Genomic DNA, 22,909 nt, shown 5'->3' with positions numbered 1-22,909 from the left:
GCGGTCACCTCCCGTTCCGTTCCGCGGCGGTCTCCTGCTCGGGGGCCACGGCGGCCGACGGCGGCTCGAAGCGCAGCGGCGTGATCTGCCCGACGTCGTAGCGCCTGCGCATCTCCTCGACGGCCGCGGGGTCCACCGTGGTGCCTCGCGACCAGATCTCGGCTATCTCCTCGAAGTAGTTCTCGTGGTCGGGCGAGGGGTAGCTCTGGAAGAGCATCTTGACCGGCTTGTCCGTGGCGTTCCGGAACGCGTGCGGGGTGCCGGAGGGCACGAACATGCAACTGCCCTCACCGGCGCGGACGGCCCGGTCGCCCTTGGGGGACTCCCAGTCGTGCCAGGTGTCCGTCGTGCGCTCGGTCGGCTCGAAGCACAGCAGGTCCAGCTCGCCCTCCAGGACGTAGAAGAACTCCTGGGACTGGCTGTGGACATGCGCCCCGACGTCGAACCCGGGCGGGACGATCACCTCGAAGATCGATATGGAGGAACCCATCTCCTCGGTGGCCTTGAAGGTCACCTCCTGGGCCGGGGTGATCAGCTTCCGCCCGGCGCCGGGCGGGATGATGAGGTCGGTCATATGCTCCGCTTCCTTTGTTCGCAGGTGCCGCGTTCAGGCGAAGGTCTGGGGGATGTCGTCGGCCGCCCAGGTGCCCAGCGCCATCTCGGCGGTGATGCCGGGGCCGAAACCCGCGATCAGGCCGGTCGCACCGGGTACGGGGGTGTCCTCCTCGAACAGCCTGCGGGCGGCTTCGAGTACGACGGCGCTGGCGATGTTCCCGTACTCGTGCAGGGTGGCCCAACTGTGGCGGAAGACCTTGCGGTCGACTTCGAGGAACTTCGCGAGGTCGTCGAGGATGCGCGGACCGCCCGCGTGGATGATGTAGAAGTCGAGCTTGCCGGCGTCCCAACTGTGGTCCTTGGCGAGTTCACGCAGGACCGGGGCGAGCGGCTCCATCGTGCCCGGCACACGGCGGTCCAACTGGAAGTGGAAGCCGGTGTCCTTGACGGCGTAGGAGATCCAGTCCTCGGTGTTCGGGATGAGGTAGGAGGCGTTGCGCTCCAGGTCGATGCCGACACCGCCCTCGCCCCGTACGACGGCGGCGGCGACGGCGTCGCCGAACAGGCCGTCGGAGAGGAGCGAGCCGATGTCGTCCGCGTCGGGCTGGTAGCACAGCGAGCACAGTTCGCAGGAGACGATGAGGACGTTGCTGCTCGGGTGGGCGATGCAGAAGTCATGGGCGCGGTTGATCGCCGCTCCGCCCGCCGCGCAGCCCAGTTGGGCGATGGGTATCTGCCGGGTGTCGGAGCGGAAGCCCATCTTGTTGATCAGCCATGCGGTCAGCGACGGCATCAGGAACCCGGTGCACGACACGTAGATGATCGCGTCGATGTCACGGGCCCTCAGCTCGGCGTTGACCAGCGCCTGTTCGATGGCGAGGGGCGTGAATCTCTTGGACTCGGCCTCGTAGATACGGTTGCGTTCCTCCAGCCCCGGATGGCGGAGCGTCTTCTCGATGGGCTGGACGATGTGCCGCTTCCTGACGCCGGTGTTCCGTATCAGCCGCAGCGCCAGGGGGAGTTGCGGCTTGCCGGCATGGGCTCCTGCGGCGAATTCCAGAGTCTCGTCCACTGTGATGATGTGTTCAGGTGCGATCATCGCCGGCTTGCATAGCCTCGCCATATCTGGAATCCACTTCCTCAGGGTCTCGACAGCAAGGGCAGTGGGGCGTTGCGCGGGTAGCAGATCGGTGCGCCCGCCATCCTGGGGATGGGTGTGGGCGTTTTCTTCAGGGGTGGCGCGACATGCCCGCCGATGAGCCGCGGGCCCAACTCCCTGTCGGGAACGCCGCGTGGCGTCGGGCAGGTGGTCTCCTCGGCCCCCGCCACCAGGGGGCTTCTCCGCTGGTCGACGCGCTGTCGGACGGCACCGGCAGGGGCCGTGACGCAGCACACCGATCCCCCGTGCGCGGAGAGAGGAGCGCGCTGGCCGAATCGGGCCGAGGGGCGCCGACGGCAAGGGCGTTCGGCGCTGAAGAAAGCTGAAGGAAAAGGGACTTCGGCCGCGGAGAACGCGGCCGACCACCGTGGATCACAGAGGGCTCGGTCTCACCCACGAGAAGCGGGGACCGCAGCCGATTCGACGCCCGAACTTGTTTTCGGGCAGGGAAGGTGTGCGGGAATCGTGACACAGGGGAGGCGTCTGCGCCAACAGCATTCTTGAGTGACTCAGGTCACATCGCTGGTGGGGTTGGCGACTAGGGGTGCGGCAGAGGCGGAACCGGACGCGCAGTCTCCGCGGCACCGCTGCGGCGTGAACCGGGTGAACGGTGTCGACCTCCCGGCGTCACCGCGGTTTTCAGGGTCGGAGTTGACTGGCGCGGGGCGGGAAGGGGGGGGGTGACGGTCGCCCTCCGGCGTGATCGAGGGGCCCACTGCGGACCCGATGCGGCGTCTTGCCCGCCGTGCGCTCGCCGCACGCCCCCGGACTGCCAGCCCCGTGATGATATGGATCTGGTATGACAAGCGCACTCGTGGCGTGCTTCGAGTGATGTTGGCTGACGGTATGGCCGACGCCACCGTCCGCAGCGCCGCCGAATCGACGCGATACGGCCAACCGCCTGGACGGGGCATCTTTCCCATCTGCGTGGCGCCCCCGGCGGGAGACACAAAACATGGGTGGTCAAAATCGGGGCGCTGACCTGCGTATTTGTGCCACGGTTGTTGTTGAGGGACGGGGGCGGCTGATTCCACGGTCGTCGGGTTGAACAAGTGATTGATTTGAGTGCTGCGCAGGTTCGGGTCGGCGGGCGCCCTTTCAGAAGGCGGCGAGCACCACTCCAGCCTCAAGGGGCCTCGACGGCGACGGTGATCTCGAATCCCGACGGACTGATCGCATCGCAGGATGTGCTTATGCAAGTTCAAGACCTTCGTAGCCTCGCTCGGGTGCCGACCGCTCAGGTCGAAAGAGGAACGCAGCTCAATGACGAGCCGCTGCACGCCCAGCTGGCAGGGCGTGCAGCGGCCGTGCAGGGTCAGTGCCCCGCAGTCCGGGAGGGTGAAGCGGGCCAGGTCGGCGGCGGAGGAGGTGAGCAGGTCGGTGACGTCGTCCGCGGGGGGAGCGCAAGGTGCCGCAGGTGTCGCAGGCCGCGTGGTGGTGACGGGGTGGATGAGGTCGACGTCGGTGAGGGCGGTGACGGCCCGGGGCCGACGTTGCACCCCCCGGGGACTGTCCAGGGGCGCGGTACGATACACCATCCCCCACGTGACATGGAAGCACTCAAGCTGCACAGAATGACAAAACGAGGCCACTGTGGAAAACTCGTCAACTACTTCCGCTTTTCGACTTCATGCAATATTCTCCCAGATGCGCCGAAGTGGCGCAAACACCACTCGTGAAGGCTGGGAAACTGTTCTAGGTGTCAAATGGGGGACTCCAGAGTTTGTTGCGCGCCACGCAGAAGTCGTAGGACTTTTTAACCAAACGTGTCATGACGCTTCATGTCTCCCCGAGGAGACCAAAGATCGCGTGCGCAGATACCTTTCATACTGGTGGAGTGCACTTATTGTACCGGATCGAAAATGGTCCGACGCGCATAACGCGAACGCCTTCATGTCGCAAGGAATTCTCGATCACTTGGGGGCGGCTGCCGATATCATTGCAGTTCATTTGGGTGGTAGTGCTTCTGCGCCGAGTGGCGAGGGTATCGCAGAACTCAAGGACCAGTGCGAGAAACTACTGGAATTGGTGCAGGGTATCGATGGCGAGCACCTTCCCAGCCATGCCAGGCGGGAAATCATAGGTCAGATTCAACATCTCCTCTGGCTTATCGCTAACGTCGCCCTATTCGGAGAGGCTCCGGTCTCTCGCGAAGCGAGTATTGTGATAGGCTCTCTAGTGCAGACATCCAGCCAGGTGGCACGCAATAACGCGAGTGTGGCAGGGCGTTGGAAGAAAGTCGTTATGGCTTTCGTTGCGGCGGCTGCTGTCTTCTCTGCAGGCACCACGGCAGCACAGGAGGCAATCGATTCTGGGTTGGGCCTTGCTGGAGAAATAGCTTCCGTTGTCGGTGGTGAACTGGACGTCTCGAGTGACTAGGTCGGCGGGGCGGCCTTGGGATGTATCTGCTTGGGATGCGTGATCATGTCCGTATGCTGATAGTGAGTCAGGCAGTGTGGACCTGGCCCGTAGAACAGGACGTTGGGGTCACAGTTCCCGTCTGGAACTGTCTCGTACTCGCCGGGTGGATCAGCACATTATGTCAGATGTGGTGCATAGCGCGACGCAGAGAAGTCCGCATATTGGTCGTACACAGGCGCTCCTGCAACGCGGCGTGGGAGACCGCCAGGCTTGGCCTCCTTCCGTCGAGCGGCCTTCTGTGCTCTTGTGATGCGAAGGAACGTTTTGAGAGTGCGTCAGAGGTGGGAAGGCTGAAAACGCGAGTGTGGTGGGCAGGTGTCTTCAGTCTTTTTTGGGGTGTTCGGGAAGGTTGATCCTCCATTCGTTCTTCGGTGACTCGATGGGACACCTTTGGTGTCGTGGGGAGTGCGAGCACGATGTCAGCGTCTGGCGTCGCTATCCCCGATGGGGCGTTCCTGTGCGATGGCATTGAGTGCCCGGCGCAGTTGTGCGGGTTCGGTGAGCCAGCCCCAGCCGGACAGGCCCTCGTGGCGAACCTCCCACTGGACGAGGCTCTCGTTCCGGGGTTGTAGCGGCGGGATCACGACGTGGTGGCCCGTGCTGCGGATGCGGGCCAGGTTGCCGGGCAGGCACAGTGCGGTTCCGGTGTCGGGTGGGGTGAGCCAGTACATCGCCCCGTAGCGCTGGTCGGCGATCACCGCCCCCGTCTCGTCGCCAAGCAGGGTGAGGAGTTCGGCACCAGTGCGGCGGGTGACGCGTACCGCGTCCCAAAAGCAGCCCGCCGGGACGATGCCCGGCGCGTAAGCCGGAATCCATGCCGTGGCGAGGCTGCGTAGCTGGCCGCACAGCAGCCGCATGGCCTCGGCCAGACGTCTCGCGTACTCGCTGCGCTCCTGTGCCCGCTCGGTGTGCGGGGTGCGGTCGAGGGCCCTTCTTGCCTGGGCCAGTGCGTGCATGCCGGCCCAGCGTGGCCGTTGGTCGGGCACACTGTGGGCCAGGAGTTCCACCCGGGGCATCAGCAGATGCAGGCTCGCCCGTCCCCGTGCAACCGCCGACGGGTACTCCGGGCAGTCGGGCCGCTGCGCGACCTCAAGCAGCCATTTCGCCTCGACACGGAAGTGGCCGATCTCCACGGGAAGCCGAAGCACGGACGACACGTTCACGGCCGGTGCTCCAGCACGTCGCCGAGCGCCGCCAGGTGTTCCTCCCAGGGCGCTTCGTCCCTCACCGTCAGCCCCCGGTCCCGGCCCGGCGACCGCTGACAGATCAGTGCGGAGGCTGCCCGCACCACCCGCTGGCGCAACTCCTGTGGCACTCGCCGCAGCGCCACCCTTCCCAGGGCCGCCGTCTCCCCATCGTTGCCGTTCTCCTCGTCCGGCACCTGCTCGCGCATGCGGGGCGGCAACTCCTCAAGGTGGCCGTGCAGCCGCGTGATCGGCTGCCCGCCGTCCACGCCGGAGGCGGGGGCCCGTTCCGTCAGCGCTTCCCCGGCGAACGTGCGCAGGGCGATGAGAGCGGGCACGGTCCCGCACGTGGCGCCCGCCACCCGCGAGTTTCTACGGCCACGGTCGTCTTGCATGATGGTCTGGTTCCTTCCGGCCGGGGTGCATGGGGTCAGCGGGCGCGCATTCCGCGGCTGCCCCTGGTGGGCAGGTGAAGGGGGCCGCAAGGCCCCAGTGGAGGCATGAGGCTTCGCCCCAGAGCGAGCGCCGTGAGGTCGAGACCCGGAGGGGTGGGTTCAGTGCTCTCCGCGGATGATGGGGCGCAGGCCGTGCACCGTCCGGCACAGGGAGCATGCGTACTGCCCGACGGCAGTCATGCTCGTCTTCCCGGTGACGCCCACCAGTTGGGCGTCGTGTGTGTAGTCCTTGTGCCAGGCGCACCAGCGCACACCCTGCGCGGTCGCCCTTTTCTGACCCTGTCGAGTCAGCGCATGCACGGCCTCGGGGTCACACAGCCGCCCCGGCTCGTCCAAGGGGACCGCCCAATATGCGCTCTGTCCGGAGGGCTCGACGGTTGCCGGCGAGGGCATGTCCACGCAGCACCCAGGCCCCAGACACTCCACCCGCGACAACTGCCACTCCTTCGCGGTGTCCGCAGGCACGAGGGGGCAGTAGCGGGCCGCCCCGGGTTCGCAGAACACCGGCCCGTCCAGGAGCTTCCCGAACTGGGCGGAGACGGCGTCGCGGTCGTCGGTGCCCACGGCGGCATGGACGATCAGCGACGGTAGACGCACCACGGTGAACGGTCCGTTGCACGGCAGTTCCGCCATGCCGCAGGGGTCTCTCCACGCCTTGTGGACCTCGGCGGGCCGGGGGTGTGCACTGGCCAGCCACACAGCCACGCGCTCCACGAGTCTCTTTCGCTCAGTGTCGGAGTTGTCGCTCTGCGTGGTTTCGGGCATGTGCAGGACCGTAGAGAGCCCGCGGCACTCCCTCAATGGCAGTTCTCTCGACCTCCCGTCAGAACTGCTATTTACAGTGGTGCTTGACGGGTCACAGAGGTAGTCCGGTCGCGTCGGCGAGCAGACGCATCTCGGGCGTCAGTGTCCGACGCCCGGTGACCACCTGGTCCACGATGTCCTGTGCGTAACGCTGCTGCGCCAGCCACTCCGGCGCCCGCTCCCACACGCCGTACAGAACCTCGGCCGCCTCCGGATACTGCCGCATCATCGTGTGCGCGTTCGCCACGTCGAGCCGGTGCCGATGGTGCTCCGTGCTCTCTGCCGGGCTCGTGGCCTCCAGGCGTGCCGCCGTCTCCAGTACGACGTCGGGCCGGTCGAGCATGATGCCGCGCTCCGCGGTCTTGTAGGCGACCGTGACCGGTCCCCAGGTGGCCAGCCTCGACCGGCCGCGGGGCAACTCCCGGCCGATGAGTGTGGCCGCGCCCCGCGCGAGCCGCATCGCATCCTTTGCTTCCCCGTGCCGGGCGTCCCTCAGGGAGGCCGCGGAGAACTGGGTGAGGACCCAGCCCCACGCCGCCAAGTCCTCGGCCGTCGCGCGAGAAACCCGCGGCTCCAGATCGTCGGCCCATCGGGCCGCCATCTCCCGCGCTTCGGCGAGCCTGCCTTGCCGCATCAGCAGCCACACCCAGGTGGTCACCACGCTGGCCGAGCGCAACCGGTCCGGAGCCACGTCGAGCGCGCGTCGCAACGCCGTTTCCGCGGAGTCGTACGCGTGCACCTGGGTGAGCACGGACCCGGCCAGATTCAGCAGGTGGGCGTGGAGTGCCTGCACCTCGGGCTTAGCTTCGTCAAGCGCATCGACATCGCGCAGCAACGGCGCCAACATGTCGGTCAAGTCTGCGAGCCGGTTGTCGAAGTAAGCCTCACGCACCGCAGACAGCACAGCGGCAGTGGCGTCTACGTCGGGTTCATCGGCGGGCTGTACGGGCGGAGCTTCGATCGCCTGCTGGAGGGCGCGCCACGGTTCGGCGGCGGGGGTCGGAGGCTCGACAGGCCGAGTGAAGAGGTGAGTGGTCGTCACCCGCAAGGCGACGGCGAGCCTGTGCACGGTCTCCATCCGGGGAGAATTCTGTTCGCCTTGCTCAAGCTTTCGGATTGTCGACAGGGACACGCCCGACTCGCGGGCGAGCACTTGTTGGCTCAGGCCGCGGCGCTTTCGTAGATCGCGCAGCCGGGGACCGATGTGTTCGGGCATCTGACGCCTCCCGTTCAAAACTCAACACTCAGAACGGTACTCCGCTCCAGCCGAACCCCGAGGCCCCGTCAACGCGTTGGGCCCGTCAAGAGGCTCGATCGCCTACGTACTTCGTGTTCTGGCACGCCATCCGGGCCGACCCCTGGAACTTCACGCACACCTTGGTCTTCGTGCCCGTGTTGAACGACGACCAGTGGTAGCCCAGGGTCTTACCGACCCTGGCGGCCTGCTTGGTGCTGTGCGCCTGGCTGTTCAGATAGAGCGTCACGGATCGTTTGCCGACGTTCGCCGGAGGGTTCTCCCAGATGCCTGTGACCCCGTTCCACCCGTTCCGGCCTTCGAGCCGGATACAGATCTGAGGGCCTGAGAAGTGGTGTGTGCAAGCGCTGCTGTCCGCCGTCGCCATGGAGGCCGTGGGCAGGATGAGCAGCGCGGCGGTGAGTGCCGCACTGGCGTAGTTGATCTTTCGCATAGCCTCCCAACCAGATCCGCACCCGAGCTGGTTACGGTCAGCCGTTACCGTCCACCCCGAAAAGTGGCACACAAATTACTGGGCTCTTTTCCGATTGAAGTATGGCTCGCCTGTGCAGAGGAATTCTCAGCTTGACTCTTCGGCTACAGTCTTGTCGTGGTCTTTCAATGCGCGCTTATTGCTTCATACGGGGTCCTCGTGGGCCTTCTTCTTCCGCTTCCCGTCTACAGATTGACCGTTCCCGTGACGGCTTTGTGGCGGACTGAATGCCCCGGTGGGCATCATATTTCGAAGTGGATTGGGCTTGCCCGGTGCTCCCGTTGCCACGGCGAGGCTGTGGCGGCCGGCCACTCGGCGAGGCAGTGGAGACATGGTTGGTTCGGCCCGTCGGCCGCCGTGACCGTTCCCGCCACCGCAGGCGTGTGTGTCCTGCTCGCCTGGGAGGAATCGGATGCTCGGTCGAGGCTCATCGTCTGGGCCTTGATGGTTCCCTTCGTTGTGCTGCTCGTGGTTGTCGACCATGGCGTGCAGCGTCTGCCTGACGTGGTGGTCCTGCCACTCGTGATTGGCGTGCCACTAATCCTAGGGATTTGGTCGCTCGGGTTTCGTGCCGATATGCCGTGGTTGAGGATTCTGGGCGGCGGGGTCGCCTATGCCGCCTTCCATTTCATTCTTCTTTTGGTCAGGGCCGACGGCCTGGGTTTTGGGGATGTGAAGTTCGCCATGCCTCTCGGAGGGATTCTGGGCTGGCATGGCTGGCGATGTGTGGCGCTGGGAATTCTGGCATGCCACGTACTTGCCGCACTTTATGTCGCAGCCCGCAGATCTTGGGGTGGGCGCCCTGCTGATCGCCTCTCACTGGGGCCCTTCATGGCCTTGGGAGTACTGGTCGGCCTCCTCGCCTGATCGACGCACCGGCGCTTCGGAGTGGGCCGTGAGACGCGAGGGACAGCACGATGGTGCCTGCGTCAGCCGAAGCCTGGATCATGAGCTTCCACCGTAGGTTCACGGCCTCCTAGTGGTGTGACTAATGTGTCGAACTGTGAAGCGGGCGCCCCGCCCGAGTGCTGTCGAATGGCCAGCATGAGCCTCCGTCCCGGCGGAGCACACGGTTCGAAGTAGCGGGTAGGCGAACGACTCGATGACGCACGAGGTGGAAGAAACGGCAGGCGGTGGGCCGATGGGGAGCCGCCTTGTCGCTTGGCGGCTTCGTAGGGGGTTGGCCAGGGACGAGCTCGCCTCGCGTGCACAGCTCCCCGTCGGCTACGTGACAGGGCTGGAGACGGGGGAGGAATGGGTGGACCGGCGGGGTCGACTGGCGAGCCTCGCGTCCGCTTTGCGACTCGATGTTGCGGACCTGACGGGGCAGCCTTATCCACCGCGGGGGGAGGAGCAGGCTGTCGTGCGGGCCGTCGCCTTCCATCTTCGCCGTCACGTCGGCCTGTTCACTGACACCGGTGAACGTCTGGGAATTGAGGAGTTGGCCGACCGGACCCGGGCCGCGACGCGGGCCGAAGCTGTGGGCGACGATGTGGCTCTTGCTCGTGTGCTGCCCGAACTCATCGCTGAGGCGGATCGCCTGGTGACCGCGGTTGTACGTGAAGGTGACCGTGAGGCGGCGGCGCACCTTCGAGTCCAGGGGCATGTGGTGGGCGCTGGATTGCTGCGCCGTCTCGGGTACAAGGACCTGGCCTGGGTGCTGCTCCACCGTGCCCGGCCAGGGAGCGGTGAAGTGCTTCCGGTGTTGGTCGAGGAAGTTCGGCTGTTGATCGACCTGGGTTTGCCTGAGTACGCCTTGGCCCGTGCCGAGCGTGCCGAAGCCGCTGGAGCTGGCCACGAGCTTCAGACGCTGGTGGCTTTTGCCCACGCCACGGCCGGGCGTCGCCGAGCTGCGGACCGCGTACTCGACGAAGTCGTCGGGCAGGCTGCTCATGCCAGGGAGTTGGCCGAAGCGGCGGCAGCCCGCGCGGCCGTCGCCGCCGAGTACGGCGATGCCGACGAGGCCGCGGACCATGTGCGAGCGACGGACCTGGCCGTGCTCAACGCGGCGCAGCGCTCCCGTGTCCTGGTGATCGCCGCTACGGCCGAGGCGCGTCGAGGGCGCTTCGAGCAAGCCGCGGCCCGCGTCATCGAGGCCGACGCGGAGGCGCCGTTCCGGGTGCGGCTGGACCCCTTCGCACGCGAGCTGCTTGCCGCGCTCGTCCGCCGTACCACCGAGCAGGGTGCGGCGGTGCGACATCTGGCCGAAGTGGCCGGTCTACCCTGACGGCTCGAATACCCCCGATACTTCCCCCGAGTGGCTGAGCTGCACCTACGCTATCGCCGAAGGCGAGAGGTGAGGCGGCACCATGGATGAAGAGCAGGCCCGGCGCATCGGTAGGCGTCTGCGTTCGGCACGCCTCCAGCGCGGATTGAGCCTTCGCGTCCTCGCCGACCTCGCCGACATGTCGGTCGGCTACTTGTCGATGGTGGAGAACGGGCGCCGGCTGCTCGACCGCTCCAGCTACATCACCGCGCTCGCCGAAGTCCTGCACATCGCCCCCGCCGAACTGGTCGGTCAGCCCTTCGCTCCCGCTGACCCACACGCCGGTGCGGCCCACGAGGCCATCCCCGCACTGAGGCTGTCCCTGATGGGCATCACGATGGCCGCCCCACCGGACCGTCGGCCCCCGCAGACCCCCGTATCCGTCCTGGCCGAACGAGTGGCACGAGCCAACGGGCTCTATCACGCGGCCGAATACGGCACGCTCGCCGCAGGGTTACCCTCGCTCCTTGCCGATCTGCATGCCGCGGCCGAGGCCGCCGTCGGCCCTGCCCGGCACGAACTGCTGAGGCTCCTCGCCGACGCCTACCACCCGGCGTGCACACTGCTGTTGAAGAACCTCGGGTACACCGATCTGGCGTTCATCGCGGTCACCCGCGCCTCCGACGCGATCGCAGAGCTTGACGACCCGGTCTACTCGGCTCTCTCCGGCTTCTTCCACACCCACGTCCTCATGTCGGCAGGAAGCCCCTCTCAAGCCCTGGCCCAGGCCACCGCGGCTGCCAACACCCTGGAAGCCAACCTGACGACGCCGGACGCGCACGCGCTGCTCGGTGAACTGCACCTGATCTCCGCCACCTCAGCCACTCAGGACAGGCAGCGGCCCGGAAACCAACGCGAGGCGGAAGTCCGCGGTCACCTCGCCGAAGCCGCCAAGCTCGCCCAGCGCACAGGCGAAACACGAGCCTGGCACCTGAACTTCGGCCCGACGAACGTCGGCATCCACCACGTCAGCCTGAACACCGACCTCGGGCGCCACAGCGACGCCGTACGGGCGGAACGCAGGGTCCATCCGGAGATCCTGGACCAGGCACCGGGAAGACAGGCCGCCTTCCACGCCGACCTGGGCCGCTCACTGGCCCAGATCCGGGGCCGTGAAGCGGACGCGGTCGCCGCGTTTCTCACTGCGGAGGAGATCGCGCCCCAGCGCATCCGTGCCAACGCCCCGGTGCGGGAGACCGTCGAGTACCTCCTCGGTCGACAACTGCCGGCCCGCGCCGCCCGAGACCTGCGAGGCTTGGCGTACCGCCTCGGCATTCAGCACTGAGCCGGCATATCTGAGCCGGCACAACGGCCTTCGGACCTTGGCTTCGGTGGCGTAGCCGCGAGCCTCGCAGCGGCGCCGCCCGCCGCTGGAGTGCCCCGGTGCGCGGACCTTCATGCTGGCTCGTCTTGAACGGGTGTGCCCGTACGTGGCTGGACACTCGCCTGTCGGCTTCGAAGCCGCACGTGCAGGTTCACGACGGTGAACACCTAGTCGTGTTCGCACGCTTACCTTCCGTCATGACTTGGGCGGCTCCCGCCCGGAGAGAGGGTGAGATGCGCGATGTCCAGAACCCTGATGCGCCACGGCTTCCGGGTGGCCTCCACGTCCGATTACGTACCGCTGGCGCGCCGTGAGACCCGCAAGATCCTCGTGGACTGGGGCATCTCCGAGCCGATCGTCGCCGATGCCTGCCTGATCATCACCGAACTCGTGACGAACGTGGTCCGTCATGCCGCCGTCGTCTCTCCCACCGCTGCGGTGAGCCTCGCTGTCGAGGACGGGCCGGAACTGGTTCTTGCCGTCGCGGACGCCCACCCCTTCAAGCCGAAGCCCCTGCCCCTGGCCCACGCCCTCGGAGGCCGCGGCCTCTTCCTGGTCAACGCCTTGGTACGCGAGGCCCACGGGACCACTGAGACCGTGCCGGACGCCGCCACCGGCGGAAAACGGATCACCGTACGCCTGCCGCTCTCAGTCGTGTCCTCCTGATCGTCGAGACATTCCCCCGCACCGCTTTCCCTGAGAAAGGGGCATGCCCATGCTCGGCTCGGTGAACCACCTTGACCAGGTGGCCCGCGAGTGGAACATCAACCCTGAGGATGTACTCCTCATCGCTCTCAACGCCTCCGGAGCGCGGTCCCCGCTGACGAAGCCCCGTATGCGTTTCAGGCTGCGGCTGAACACCCGCCCCGACACTCCGCTGTTTCTGATCATCTCCCTCGGCCGCCAGGGCTCACCCTTCGAACTGGATGAACACGCGCTGAGGCTGAATGGCGTGACCGTCGGCGAGGTCGACGGCATCGAGGACGACGACGCGGTGCTCGGCTACTGGCGGGGCGGCACCAGGATGCTCACCCTCAACTCCAACGCCCGAAGCCAGTGCACCGGATGCGTGTTCTGTCCGAACACGCTCGAAGACGCTTCCGACCCGGCAATCAGAGCCCTGGACCTGCCCGGCTACCTCGGGGCCCTTGCGGCGAACTCCGGTATGGCCGACCTGTCCGCGGTGGAGACCGTCACGGTATGTACCGGCTGCTTCCTCCACGAGCACCTCGCATTGCGGCACCTGGCCGAGGTCCGCGGGGCCATGGGTGCCAACGGCTGTACAGGAACCCTGCACTTCCTGTCCTCGGTGCTCAGCACCGAGGAGGGGCTGGAAGCCGCCGCCGGGCTCGGCCCCTTCCACCTCACGCTGACCGCCGAGTGCTTCACGGAGCGCCGGCAGATCCTCAAGGAGTCCAAGGCGAAGCTCACTCCCACGGAGATGACCGCGACCCTGGGGCGGGCACAACGGCGCGGCATCACGACCGACTTCACGTACATCGTCGGCCTGGACCCGATCGAGAGCGCCCTCGCCCACCTGAGGGACTTCGTTCCCGTCACCACCGCGTTCCCGAGGTTTCAGACGTACCAGGCACACAACGCGTTCATGGACGTCTACCGGGCACCGGGGTCGGACGCGATCGAGTGGCATCTGACCATGCGCCGGAGCCTGGAGGCACTCTTCGCTCCCACGGGCCTTCGCCCGGAGTGGTGGCAGAACTACCGCAGCCCGTGGTGCTTCACCTTCGCCGACGAGGAACTGACCGGGGCGAAGGTCTGATGACGGCCTTCGACATCTCCGTCCTCGCTCGGGAAGCCGCCGCGTCCACTGTGATCCGCAGCGTCCGTGCGTGGCAGCTTCCGGCGCAGTCCGATGGGCTGCCGCACGGCCTTCCCGAAGCGGTCGTGGCTGCCGTGGGACGTCCTCCGGCGGGACCTTCCTGGGCCGAGCACCGTGTCCGCTTCGCAATCGAACTGGTCGGCGACGGTGTCTCCGGGTGGCAGGCCCCGTTGGGTGAGACGGCCATGCAGATCATCGTGGATGATCTGGCGCCGGGCCTCATCGGCCACGACGTCACTGCTCCTCGCCGCTTGGCCTACCGAAAGAAGGCGGGACGCCATCGCCACGGTGCGCACGCCCGGCAGGCTGCGTCCGCGGTGGAACTGGCGTGCTGGGATCTGGCCTCTCGCGTCTCCGGAGTGGGCGTGAGCACCTTGCTGGGCGGCGCGGTCCGCACCACCGTGCCCGCCTACGCGTCCGCGCTCGGCCTCGATCCGGTGCATCCGGCTGCCCCCGAAGCCGCCGCGTGGGCCACACACCAGGGGTTCTGGGGGCAGAAGTGGCCCTTGCCGAAGTCACTCGTCCTGGCAGGGCCGAAAGCGGTCGCCGACGCACTCGGCCCCATTCGTGAGGCGGCGGGTGAGAGCCGGTTCCTGGTCGATGCTTTGGGTGGCTGCCGTCTGGACGAGGCGATGCTGCTGCTGCCGGTCCTTGCCGATCTGGATGTCGCGTTCGCCGAGGAACTGCTGCCGCCTGGTTCCCCGGCCTGGCACCGGCTTCGGGCGACGGGCACGAAGGTCCCATTGGCAGCGGGCGAGCACGCCGTCGACGAGGCGGAGCAGATCCGGCTGCTGACCGGCGGGCATCTGGACGTCTGGCAGACCGACCCCGGCTGGTCGGGAGGTCTCGCCCGGTCCCTGCACACCACAGAACTGGCCGCGGACCTCGGCATGGCGACTTTCCCGCATGGCGATCGACTGCCGGCCGCTCTCGCCCTGGCCGGGACCTGCTGTCGGGACAAGGTCCCGGCCGTCGAGTGGCACCTGACCTTGGAGCCCCTGCGGCAGCAGGTCTTCTCCGCACCGATGCGAGCCGAGGAGGGGTGGCTTCCAGTCCGCACCGCGCCGGGTCTTGCCGAGGTCCCCGCGCTCCCCGAGAAGCCCGCCGTGCTGGAGGTGACCGGGTCGTGACTGCTCAACCTCCCTCCCCTCGGCATGCCTGGGCGGGGGTGCGCGCCATCTGCTTCGACCTCGGCGGCACCCTCGTCCTTCCGGACGCGGAGCCGACCACGGGACAGGTGGCCCGGGTGCTCGGGATGTCACTCGCCGAGGCTCGCAGGGTCATGGAGCTGGGGGCGAAACGCCGCAGAGTCCGCCCCGCGGACCTCGCAGAGAGCCTGGCCGCACGGTTCGGTCGTGCTTCGCACGTCGGCGCCCTCACACTCGTGCTGGAGCGGGCCCGTCGGAGAGCGTCCGAACCAGAGCTGTTCGAGGACGTCCGCCCGGCCCTCACCGCGTTGCGACAGCGGGGCTTCGCACTCTTCGCCCTGTCCAACAGCCTCGGTTCCTCCATCCCCGCTGAACCGCCCACGGTCTTCGGGGAGTTGCTGGACGAGGTCGTCTACTCAGCGGACACCGGATCGGTCAAACCCGAGCCCGAAGCCTTCGCCGCTGTTGAACGCCTCTCCGGGCTCGTTGCTCACCAACTGCTGCTCGTCGGTGACTCGCGGCGGGCGGATGTCGCCGGCGCCGCGGCGGTGGGCTGGCACACCGCCTGGCTGGACCGCCACCACGTGGGCACCGGCCCCGTGCCCGGACAGACCGCTCGCCTGACGACCCTCGCCACCCTGCCCCTGCTGCTGCCTGCCGGGTCCTCACCGGCTCGGCCGACGACTTCGGAGACGCGATGATGGACCCGCGCGGCCAGCACTGTCCCCAGGCCCCGGGCCAGGACCCGCTGACGAGATCGGTGCCGCTGTTCGACCCAGCCCAGCTACCTCTGCGTGACTGGTGCACCGGCAGCCGCGAGGACGCCGTCACGGGTCTGGTCGCCTTTCCCGACTTCCACAGCCACATCCCCCGCGCCATCGCGGCCGCCTTGACGCGCGGAGGTCTCGTGGGGCTGGCGATCGGTGACGTGGACGGGCTCAAGCGCCACGTCGAGCACGCGAACGCCACCGACCCGGACTGCTACGGCCACCTGGCCGGGAACAAGGTGATGGCTCAACTCGGGGCCATGACGCGGAGCTGGTTCCATCAGCAGCCGTGGACGGCGGGATGCGCGGCCACCTTCGGCGGGGACGAGGTCATCGTCATCGCCGAGCTGGACGGCGCACCCGGGTTCTACCGCGCGGTCGCCGAGCTACGGGACAGGCTCGCAAGCGAGTTGCCGGTCACCGTCTCCTTCGCCCTGACGTTCGTCTCGGCTGGGTATCTCCCCGCAGAGCGCGATCTGAGCCGCTGGAAGCACACCTTCACCGACCGACTTCTGGCCGCGGTGGATCGTTGCCTGTTCACACACAAGGCCGCCCGTCGCGACAGCGGCACCGAGGGCGGCGTCCTCGCCGTCACCCATCTCCCACTTCCCTGGGTGCCGGTCCAGCCCGCGAACGAGGACATCCTGCTGCCGTTGCCGACGGCCGACGAGACCTTACACGTCCTGGCCCGTCCACTCGGTACGAGAGGCCAGGGCATGCTTCTGCTGCCCTGCGCAGGGCCGGCCGGGCTACGAGGCCAACGCCTGCGGGTCTCCTTCCCGAACGGCACGTCGCGCACCGCTGTGGCCGTCTCCTTCCGCGGACAGGCAGCCATCCCGCACGGAACCCCCGAACCCGAAGAACCCGGCCTCCCGCTCGCTCTTCAAGCAGTTCGTGAGAGGTCGCCCCGCAACCTCCCCGCCGACGTGGCGGCCGCGCTGGAGCGCGCCGGGCTGGACTGGTCGACGCTGCCCGCTCACGAACAAGCCCACATGCTCCACCTGATCACCGAATCCGCCACTCCCGACATCCGCAGCGCCCGCGTCACCGCCGCCATCGACGCGGTAGCCACCCGCACCCGGAGCTGACCTTGGCCATCACCACCGGCCCCCGCATCGCATCCCCGGACCTGCCCGAGCCGCACCGCCTCCCCGAGTGGGGCAGTGCAGCCCACCAGGCCGTGGACGCTGTGCCCGACCACGCCGTCGATGCCTTCTGGCGTGCTCTGAACTATCTGTCAGCCGCTCAGCTCTACCTGAACGACAACCCGCGTCTCGGCCGTCCCCTGAGAACCACGGACCTCAAAGAAAGCCCTCATGGGCACTGGGGAGTCTGCCCACCTGTCAACTTCCTGCTCGCACACCTCGGCCCGCTGACCGCCCGCCGCCCCGCCGGGACCGAACTCCTCGTCCTGCACGGTGCCGGCCATGCCGGCCCCTCGGCGCTCGCGCACGCCTACCTCAGCGGCGTCTTGCACCTGACCGGTAAGAAGCCGGGTTGGTCGATGCCCGGACTACGGGCCCTGATCTCCGGTTTCCCGCACCGTGACAGGTTCGGCGGAGAGATCACCCCACTTATCCCCGGCGTCCGGTACACCGGCGGCCAGCTCGGGCCCGCCCTGGCCGTCGCACAGGGCATGGTGCTCGATGCCCCGCACCGGCTTGCCGTCCCCCTCATCGGAGACGGCGAGTTGGAGACCGGAACCACCGCGGCGTCCTGGCTCGCCCGTCGGGCCCTCATCGGCAGCGGCGCTCACGGAGCCGTCCTGCCGATCGTGCTCGCCAACGGTCTGAAAATGGGGGGTCCCTCTCTGCTGGCCGACATGAGCGCAGAAGAGATGGAGCGCTACTTCGAGGGTCTCGGCTATACGCCGCTGATTCACGATGGTGCCGATCTCCCGGCCTTTCGCGGGCTGCTCGCCCACGCTTTCAGCCGGGTGCGCCCACTCGGAGGAGAGGAGCGGCAGCCGGTCGTGGTGTTGACCATGCCGAAAGGCCACACAGGGCCGGAACAGGTAGGAAGCCGCCAGATCGGGGGCACCCCGGCCGTTCACAAGACCCCGCTGAACGACCCTCTGCGCGACCCCCAGGAGTTCGCCGCCCTGGCGAACTGGCTCGCCTCGTATCGGCCCACCGAGTTGTTCACGCACCAGGGACGGCCCACCGACCTGGTCCGCCCTGCCCTGCCCGGCGGCATCGTCAAGTCCGTGTCGGCTCGGCCGGTCGGCGTCCCGGACCCTCGGCCGGCTCAGCCTCGACCCGATGTCTCCGCCGTCGTCCGCGAGCGCGCGGCAGCCGGTGCGTTCCGCCTGTTCAGCCCCGACGAGATCGTTTCGAACCGACTGAGGCTGTCGACGGACGGCTCAACCACGCCGTGGGCCGTCGAAGTCCTCAACGAGGAGATCTGCCACTGCTGGCTACAGGGCTACACCGAGACCGGTCGAGACGCGTTGCTGGCTACGTACGAGGCTTTCGCCCCTCTCAACACCAGCCTGCTCGTACAGCACCTCAAGCAGCGGCGGCTACGCCATCTCGCGGGGCAGAGCGGGCTCCCATCGATCAACTACCTGATCACGTCGTTGGGCTGGCGCAACACCTTCACTCACCAGAACCCGGGCCTCGTCTCCTCCATGCTGGAGATCGAGAACCGACTCGTGCACGTCTACACGCCCGCCGACGCGACACGAGCCGCCGCGGTCCTCGCCGCCATGCTCGCCGACCGCGACCACGTCAACTTCCTGATTGCCGACAAGCACCCAGGACCCTCGTTTCCTCCGGCTCCCTTCCGCGAGGAACTCACCGACGGAGCGGCACTCTGGCCCCACCTCAGCCACGAGGGCAGTCCCGATCTCGTCCTCGCCTCAGCCGGCAGCATCGCGGCCCGAGAACTTTCAGCAGCGGTCACGTTGTTGCGGCAGTCGCATCCCGAGATCAAGGTCCGCTATCTGCACGTCAACGATCTCGCCGCTCTCGGCTCTCCCCGGCACCGCTCCTCGGCGCTCTCCGAAGCGGCCTTCACCCACCTGTTCGGCTACAACGCTCCCGTCCTCGTGGCCGTTCCCACCTATCCCGGAGCCGCCCGCGCCTTGCTGGCCGAACGCGTCAGGGCCGACCGCTTCCACGTCGTCGGCTACCGCGAGCCCCACGGGCCCACCACGCCCGACGACCTCTTGGAACAGTGCGGGCTGTCCGCCGCAGCACTCGCCGCCCAAGCCGTTTTGATGGCCAAGACCCGCACTCGACAATCAGGCTCCTGACCCTGCCACGATCAGCGGCTGACGGCTTCGTCGTCCTCCAACGCGATCACACCGAGTGGCACCAACGGCCCGCTGCCCGGGCCCGAAAGACTAACGAGATGCCTTCCCACACACCCGAAGAACTCTTCTCTTCCACCGCCCCCTACTACGCCCGTTACCGGCCCGGTTACGACCCGGCCCTGTACGACATGCTCGCCGCCCGCTTCGGCCTCGACGGCAGCGAGCACGTCCTTGACCTCGGCACCGGCACCGGCGTGATCGCACTGCCGCTCGCACGGCTCGTCGGCCACGTCACCGCGGTCGACCCCGAGCCCGGCATGCTCGACGAGGGGCGCCGACTCGTCGGCGAGCGGGGGATCAACAACATCGAGTGGAGGCTCGGCGACTCGACCACGCTGCGCGGCATGCACCTGAGCCCCGTACTGCTGACCGTGATGGGTGCCGCCTTCCACTGGATGGATCGCGACCAGGTTCTGCGCGATCTCGACAGGCTCATCGAGCCCCGGGGGGCGGTTGTCCTGGCCTCCGGCGGCGCCCCCGGCGACGTCGAGCCCGCACCGTGGCTTCAGATCATCGCGGATGTCCGGACTCGCTACCTCGGGCCCGCGAGACGGGCAGGCGCAGGCACCTACTCACACCCCCGAGAACGCCACCAGGAAGTCCTGGTGCGCTCGCCCTTCTCGGATATCAGCATCGCCCGATGGGACCGAACCGTCACGCGCACCTTGGACGATGTCGTCGGACTGCAATTCTCGTACAGCTACTCCAGCCCAGCTCAGCTCGGTGACCGTAAGAACGCCTTCGAGAGGGATCTCCGCCAGGCGCTCACCGAGTTCAGCCCCGCCGGCGTCTTCCACGAAGTCGTACGCACGGAGGCCATCACCGCAACACGCCCTTGATGCAGCCGCTTCGACACTCGGGCGAACTGACGATAGGCGTCCCGATACAGGAAGGACGTTGCATGACGACCGGCTCGATCGAGATGAGCGCGTCACGCAATGCGATAGCAGAGGCGCTCTGTGCCGCCCTGGATATACACGAGATCCCAGCCGAAGTAACCGTCCACGAAAAGAGCACGCTGGTTCTGTCCATCCCCGACCCCGAGGGTCTCGAAGCGGCCGTGCGGATGTGTGGGCTTCTCGGGGCTCCACACATCGGCAGCGGACTCGCTCTCCGCCGACCCAGCGGCATGCGGCGGCTGGCTGACCGCATGACATGGCTCCTGGCGGGGGTAACGGGCTCTCCCGTTCGCGTGGAGGGCAAACCCGGCAGTATCTCCAAGGAGCGCGTACCGATCACCATCCCTGCGACGCTGGACATGAACGATCGAATGGTCACCCATCTCACCTCTCAGCAGGCCCGAAACCTCATCGCGCGTCTCGCCGCTGCGACGCCTGAGGAGAGTCTGGAAGACTGCTTGATCGAGCAGAAAGAGACGGGGATATGACCTGGCATATCTCTTGCTTTGGCTGTCCGTGAGGGCCCGGGAGCTTGGCGCCCTAAACGCACCATGTCGTACGCGCACGGAATTTCGTACTGAATCGCGAATGTCTATCCGTATGCATCGACATCGGAAAATTCTTTAGATTTCTGTACGAGTGGTATTCCGCTCTTTGTGGTCCTCACGGTGTGCTGGTGACGCCCGATCCACGATCGACAAGTGAGGTCCCGCGTGGTGTCCGTTCTCTTCTTTGCTGTATTGGTGACAGCTTTCAGTGCTGTTGCGAGCCCTTACGCGCTCTCCGAAATCCGCGCATGTGTGATGCCGGGGCAGGGTCGGCACCGTCGTGTTGCGCGCGGTCGTCACGCTTTGAGGGGGATGAAGTGATGGCCGGGCCGCACGACCTGCCGGAGGCAGCAGTGGCCGTTGAGTGGCGGTGGACGGCTTCAACTCCCAGCGCCCCCACGCGCGTCCGTGCCGCGCTCGGCCGCGGCCTGGTCGAACTCGGCTACGACGCAGAGTCCATCGACGACGCCTTGCTGATTGCCTCTGAGCTGGTAGCCAATGCCACGCAACATGGCCTCGGCCCCTACAGGATGACGCTGTACTCCACGCCCGGCGGCGCGGTCTGTGCGGTCGAGGACCGCGATCCGCGCATCCCGCCGGTTCCTGAGCATTCGACCGCGAGCGCCTTTGAGCCCGTGGACGAAGCACGCGGAGGCGGCCTGGACGCTCTCTGCGCGATGCTGCTCGAACGAGGGCGTGGGCTGCATATCGTCAACGAACTGACGAGAGGCAAGTGGGGTTTTCAGAGCAGCGACGGGAAGAAGATCGCATGGGCGTCTCTTCCGATCTCATCCGAAAGTTGAACACTCTCCTTCCGGTGTGGCCCAAGTGTGGCACGAAAAACGATTCCTCGTCCCTCAGGCGTCACTCTTTCCTTGTCTCAACTACTTCGTTCGAGCGAATCAGGCGGAGGCGCCGGACGGCGGAAACTAGGTGAGTAGCTCCTGCTCCTTGAGGTCTGCGCGGAATTCACTCTTCTCGGTGTGGTTGGCGGACATGAGGTGAGGGTACGTCCAGTCGCATTCGATCACTTAGGGTGGTTTATCGTGCGCGATTGGTTGCAGGAGTCGAGAGCTGTGAAGCCCTACTGCCGGTTGCGGGTGCCTCTGGCGTCTGCGGCCATGGTTGCGGCGGCCATGGTGCTATTTGCAGGATGCGCGGAGGTCGATTCCGATGCCGGGAAGCCGCAGGAGCAGACCACCAGGCGGTCGCCTTCCCCTACAGCGGACGAGCCGCGTACCGAGGCAGTCGCTGCTTACCGCGCCATGTGGCGGGATTTGACCGCCGCGTCCAGGACGTCCGACGCGGATTCTCCGCTCTTGGGAGATCACGCGTCTGGTGGGGCTCTGACCTTGTTGAAGTACGGCTTGGAGAAGTCGCGGAAGCAGGGGGTGGTCTCCCGCGGGACACCACGAGTGGCACCGGAGGTGGTCTCGGCGTCAGGGCGGAAGGCCGTGGTGGTGGACTGCCTGGATGATCGGAGCTGGTTGCGGTACAAGCTGAACGGCGAGCTGGAGAACAACGTCCCGGGTGGACATTCCAAGGTCGATGCGACTGTCCGACGCGATGCTGGCGTGTGGAAGGTGACGGACCTCTACATGCACGAGACCGGTTCATGCTGACTTCTGGCCGGGCCTCTTCCGGAGGGTTTTTTGCGGGCGTCGTGGCGCTCGTCTCGCTCGCCTCTCTCACGCCCGCACACGCGGATGGCACCGGTTCCGTGTTCGCGGGCACGACATGCGTCCCTGACGCGTGCGACGTGAAGGCGAAGAGTGTGAGAAAGCCTCCGAGCGCTCCCGCGAGGAGCGTACCGGCGGTCGGGAAGAAGGCGTCCAAGCCCGTTGGAAGACGGCCGAAGGGGCCACCGACGGTGACGTCGGACGGCTGGGAGTACGACCTCGGCGGCGGGATGGGCATTCTGCCACGTTTCGACGGTGAAGAGGCGAAGAAGCCGAAGCGGCAGGCCGTTCAGCAGGTGCCCTTGGAAGTCGTCGTTCAGGAGGCGGTGAAGCGGCTGGAGCTGCCGCGGCCGGTCATTCGCACGAGCCCTGAGGAGGACTCGGCTCAGATTGTCCAGGTGCCGACCTGGATGTGGGTGGAGCGCCGGTCGTGGGAGCCCGTCTCGGTCTCGGTGGCGGTCGAGGGGGTGACGGTGACTGCGACGGCTCGTCCTCGTAGTGCCGTGTGGTCGATGGGAGAGGGCGGCGAGGTGGTGTGCCAGGGGCCCGGCACACCGTATTCGGACTCGTACGGTGCCCAGGAGTCGTCACCTGACTGCGGTTACACCTATCGGCGGGCCTCCTCCAGGGAGGGCTACCCGGTCGCGGTGCGGGTGAGTTGGGACGTCCATTGGCAGGGCGGAGGCCGCAGCGGGACGGTGTCCGATCTGGCGTCCACGGCGGAGCGGCGGTTGCGGGTCGACGAGGTGCAGGCCGTGGTGACGCGCTGAGCGCGTCGGTGTGAAGAAGGCAGCCCGTCGGCCGGGTTGCGCGTTTC

Annotated in this window: 21 protein-coding genes; 14 read left to right on the top strand and 7 right to left on the bottom strand. The window is 67.1% G+C overall.

The genetic code is table 11. The features are described from left to right. Positions 1–4 precede the first annotated feature (4 nt). Together ACIBIW_RS32725 and ACIBIW_RS32720 are read right to left on the bottom strand one after the other, a co-directional pair. Positions 5–574 (bottom strand): cupin domain-containing protein, encoded by a 570-nt coding sequence (locus tag ACIBIW_RS32725; protein ID WP_399341497.1) that lies wholly within the window; start codon positions 572–574, stop codon positions 5–7. 33 nt (positions 575–607) lie between these two features. After that, entirely contained in the window at positions 608–1,678 is a 1,071-nt protein-coding gene (locus ACIBIW_RS32720) for a type III polyketide synthase (RefSeq protein ID WP_399341495.1), read from the bottom strand. A 1,845-nt stretch (positions 1,679–3,523) separates the two neighbouring features. Between ACIBIW_RS32720 and ACIBIW_RS32715 the strand changes: the two genes are divergently transcribed. Then, entirely contained in the window at positions 3,524–4,093 is a 570-nt protein-coding gene (locus ACIBIW_RS32715) for a hypothetical protein (protein WP_399341494.1), read from the top strand. 461 nt (positions 4,094–4,554) lie between these two features. Here the strand turns inward: ACIBIW_RS32715 and ACIBIW_RS32710 are convergent, their stop codons facing one another. From ACIBIW_RS32710 to ACIBIW_RS32690, 5 genes are all read right to left on the bottom strand, one after another. Then, positions 4,555–5,283: a DUF6415 family natural product biosynthesis protein gene (locus tag ACIBIW_RS32710; protein ID WP_399341492.1), complete on the bottom strand. Its 729-nt coding sequence runs from the start codon at positions 5,281–5,283 to the stop codon at positions 4,555–4,557. Between the two features lie 11 nt (positions 5,284–5,294). Beyond that, positions 5,295–5,714 (bottom strand): hypothetical protein, encoded by a 420-nt coding sequence (locus ACIBIW_RS32705; RefSeq protein WP_399341491.1) that lies wholly within the window; start codon positions 5,712–5,714, stop codon positions 5,295–5,297. A gap of 159 nt (positions 5,715–5,873) precedes the next feature. Further along, on the bottom strand, positions 5,874–6,539 hold the full coding sequence (locus ACIBIW_RS32700; RefSeq protein ID WP_399341489.1) for a hypothetical protein: 666 nt from the start codon (positions 6,537–6,539) through the stop codon (positions 5,874–5,876). 91 nt (positions 6,540–6,630) lie between these two features. After that, a complete protein-coding gene (locus ACIBIW_RS32695) occupies positions 6,631–7,794 on the bottom strand; it encodes a helix-turn-helix domain-containing protein (protein ID WP_399341488.1) in 1,164 nt (387 codons plus the stop codon). 85 nt (positions 7,795–7,879) lie between these two features. Then, complete coding sequence (locus tag ACIBIW_RS32690; protein WP_399341486.1) at positions 7,880–8,266, bottom strand: hypothetical protein; 387 nt, start codon at positions 8,264–8,266, stop codon at positions 7,880–7,882. Positions 8,267–8,662: 396 nt separating this feature from the next. Here ACIBIW_RS32690 and ACIBIW_RS32685 point away from each other — a divergent pair, with 396 nt between their 5' ends. From ACIBIW_RS32685 to ACIBIW_RS32625, 13 genes are all read left to right on the top strand, one after another. Continuing rightward, on the top strand, positions 8,663–9,172 hold the full coding sequence (locus ACIBIW_RS32685; RefSeq protein WP_399341484.1) for a prepilin peptidase: 510 nt from the start codon (positions 8,663–8,665) through the stop codon (positions 9,170–9,172). A 496-nt stretch (positions 9,173–9,668) separates the two neighbouring features. Beyond that, on the top strand, positions 9,669–10,532 hold the full coding sequence (locus tag ACIBIW_RS32680) for a DNA-binding protein (protein ID WP_399341483.1): 864 nt from the start codon (positions 9,669–9,671) through the stop codon (positions 10,530–10,532). An 82-nt stretch (positions 10,533–10,614) separates the two neighbouring features. Then, positions 10,615–11,856 carry a helix-turn-helix domain-containing protein gene (locus ACIBIW_RS32675; RefSeq protein WP_399341481.1) on the top strand — a complete coding sequence of 414 codons (1,242 nt, stop codon included), beginning with the start codon at positions 10,615–10,617 and terminating at the stop codon, positions 11,854–11,856. A 279-nt stretch (positions 11,857–12,135) separates the two neighbouring features. Next, the gene (locus ACIBIW_RS32670; protein ID WP_399341480.1) at positions 12,136–12,561 is read left to right on the top strand and encodes an ATP-binding protein; all 426 of its coding nucleotides are present in this window, start codon (positions 12,136–12,138) and stop codon (positions 12,559–12,561) included. A gap of 43 nt (positions 12,562–12,604) precedes the next feature. Then, positions 12,605–13,675, top strand: coding sequence for a radical SAM protein (locus ACIBIW_RS32665; protein ID WP_399341478.1), 1,071 nt, complete (start codon positions 12,605–12,607; stop codon positions 13,673–13,675). After that, positions 13,675–14,865, top strand: coding sequence for an enolase C-terminal domain-like protein (locus ACIBIW_RS32660; RefSeq protein ID WP_399341476.1), 1,191 nt, complete (start codon positions 13,675–13,677; stop codon positions 14,863–14,865). Before ACIBIW_RS32665 ends, ACIBIW_RS32660 begins: the two co-directional genes overlap by 1 nt. Further along, on the top strand, positions 14,862–15,584 hold the full coding sequence (locus ACIBIW_RS32655; protein WP_399341474.1) for an HAD family hydrolase: 723 nt from the start codon (positions 14,862–14,864) through the stop codon (positions 15,582–15,584). Before ACIBIW_RS32660 ends, ACIBIW_RS32655 begins: the two co-directional genes overlap by 4 nt. Beyond that, positions 15,581–16,738 carry a hypothetical protein gene (locus ACIBIW_RS32650; protein WP_399341472.1) on the top strand — a complete coding sequence of 386 codons (1,158 nt, stop codon included), beginning with the start codon at positions 15,581–15,583 and terminating at the stop codon, positions 16,736–16,738. The genes ACIBIW_RS32655 and ACIBIW_RS32650 overlap by 4 nt, the downstream gene beginning before the upstream one ends. A 2-nt stretch (positions 16,739–16,740) precedes the next feature. Continuing rightward, positions 16,741–18,906 carry a phosphoketolase gene (locus tag ACIBIW_RS32645; protein ID WP_399341471.1) on the top strand — a complete coding sequence of 722 codons (2,166 nt, stop codon included), beginning with the start codon at positions 16,741–16,743 and terminating at the stop codon, positions 18,904–18,906. A 98-nt stretch (positions 18,907–19,004) separates the two neighbouring features. Continuing rightward, on the top strand, positions 19,005–19,805 hold the full coding sequence (locus ACIBIW_RS32640; protein ID WP_399341469.1) for a class I SAM-dependent methyltransferase: 801 nt from the start codon (positions 19,005–19,007) through the stop codon (positions 19,803–19,805). A 62-nt stretch (positions 19,806–19,867) separates the two neighbouring features. Continuing rightward, positions 19,868–20,353, top strand: a complete 486-nt coding sequence (locus ACIBIW_RS32635; RefSeq protein ID WP_399341467.1) for a hypothetical protein — start codon at positions 19,868–19,870, stop codon at positions 20,351–20,353. A gap of 380 nt (positions 20,354–20,733) precedes the next feature. After that, on the top strand, positions 20,734–21,216 hold the full coding sequence (locus tag ACIBIW_RS32630; protein WP_399341465.1) for an ATP-binding protein: 483 nt from the start codon (positions 20,734–20,736) through the stop codon (positions 21,214–21,216). A 1,067-nt stretch (positions 21,217–22,283) separates the two neighbouring features. Beyond that, positions 22,284–22,862: a hypothetical protein gene (locus ACIBIW_RS32625; protein WP_399341463.1), complete on the top strand. Its 579-nt coding sequence runs from the start codon at positions 22,284–22,286 to the stop codon at positions 22,860–22,862. Positions 22,863–22,909: the final 47 nt, after the last annotated feature.

The organism is Streptomyces sp. NPDC050560, assembly GCF_044457285.1.
Lineage (GTDB): Bacteria > Actinomycetota > Actinomycetes > Streptomycetales > Streptomycetaceae > Streptomyces.
The sequence above is the reverse complement of the archived record's forward strand: the minus strand, read 5'-3'. Positions and strand labels throughout refer to the sequence as shown.

Bases quoted from the DNA above. Each gene is read 5' to 3' on its own strand.
- ACIBIW_RS32725 (WP_399341497.1), bottom strand. From the start codon at position 574: ATGACCGACCTCATCATCCCGCCCGGCGCCGGGCGGAAGCTGATCACC.
- ACIBIW_RS32720 (WP_399341495.1), bottom strand. From the start codon at position 1,678: ATGGCGAGGCTATGCAAGCCGGCGATGATCGCACCTGAACACATCATC.
- ACIBIW_RS32705 (WP_399341491.1), bottom strand. From the start codon at position 5,714: ATGCAAGACGACCGTGGCCGTAGAAACTCGCGGGTGGCGGGCGCCACG.
- ACIBIW_RS32700 (WP_399341489.1), bottom strand. From the start codon at position 6,539: ATGCCCGAAACCACGCAGAGCGACAACTCCGACACTGAGCGAAAGAGA.
- ACIBIW_RS32695 (WP_399341488.1), bottom strand. From the start codon at position 7,794: ATGCCCGAACACATCGGTCCCCGGCTGCGCGATCTACGAAAGCGCCGC.
- ACIBIW_RS32690 (WP_399341486.1), bottom strand. From the start codon at position 8,266: ATGCGAAAGATCAACTACGCCAGTGCGGCACTCACCGCCGCGCTGCTC.
- ACIBIW_RS32675 (WP_399341481.1), top strand. From the start codon at position 10,615: ATGGATGAAGAGCAGGCCCGGCGCATCGGTAGGCGTCTGCGTTCGGCA.
- ACIBIW_RS32670 (WP_399341480.1), top strand. From the start codon at position 12,136: ATGTCCAGAACCCTGATGCGCCACGGCTTCCGGGTGGCCTCCACGTCC.
- ACIBIW_RS32665 (WP_399341478.1), top strand. From the start codon at position 12,605: ATGCCCATGCTCGGCTCGGTGAACCACCTTGACCAGGTGGCCCGCGAG.
- ACIBIW_RS32660 (WP_399341476.1), top strand. From the start codon at position 13,675: ATGACGGCCTTCGACATCTCCGTCCTCGCTCGGGAAGCCGCCGCGTCC.
- ACIBIW_RS32650 (WP_399341472.1), top strand. From the start codon at position 15,581: ATGATGGACCCGCGCGGCCAGCACTGTCCCCAGGCCCCGGGCCAGGAC.
- ACIBIW_RS32640 (WP_399341469.1), top strand. From the start codon at position 19,005: ATGCCTTCCCACACACCCGAAGAACTCTTCTCTTCCACCGCCCCCTAC.
- ACIBIW_RS32635 (WP_399341467.1), top strand. From the start codon at position 19,868: ATGACGACCGGCTCGATCGAGATGAGCGCGTCACGCAATGCGATAGCA.
- ACIBIW_RS32630 (WP_399341465.1), top strand. From the start codon at position 20,734: ATGGCCGGGCCGCACGACCTGCCGGAGGCAGCAGTGGCCGTTGAGTGG.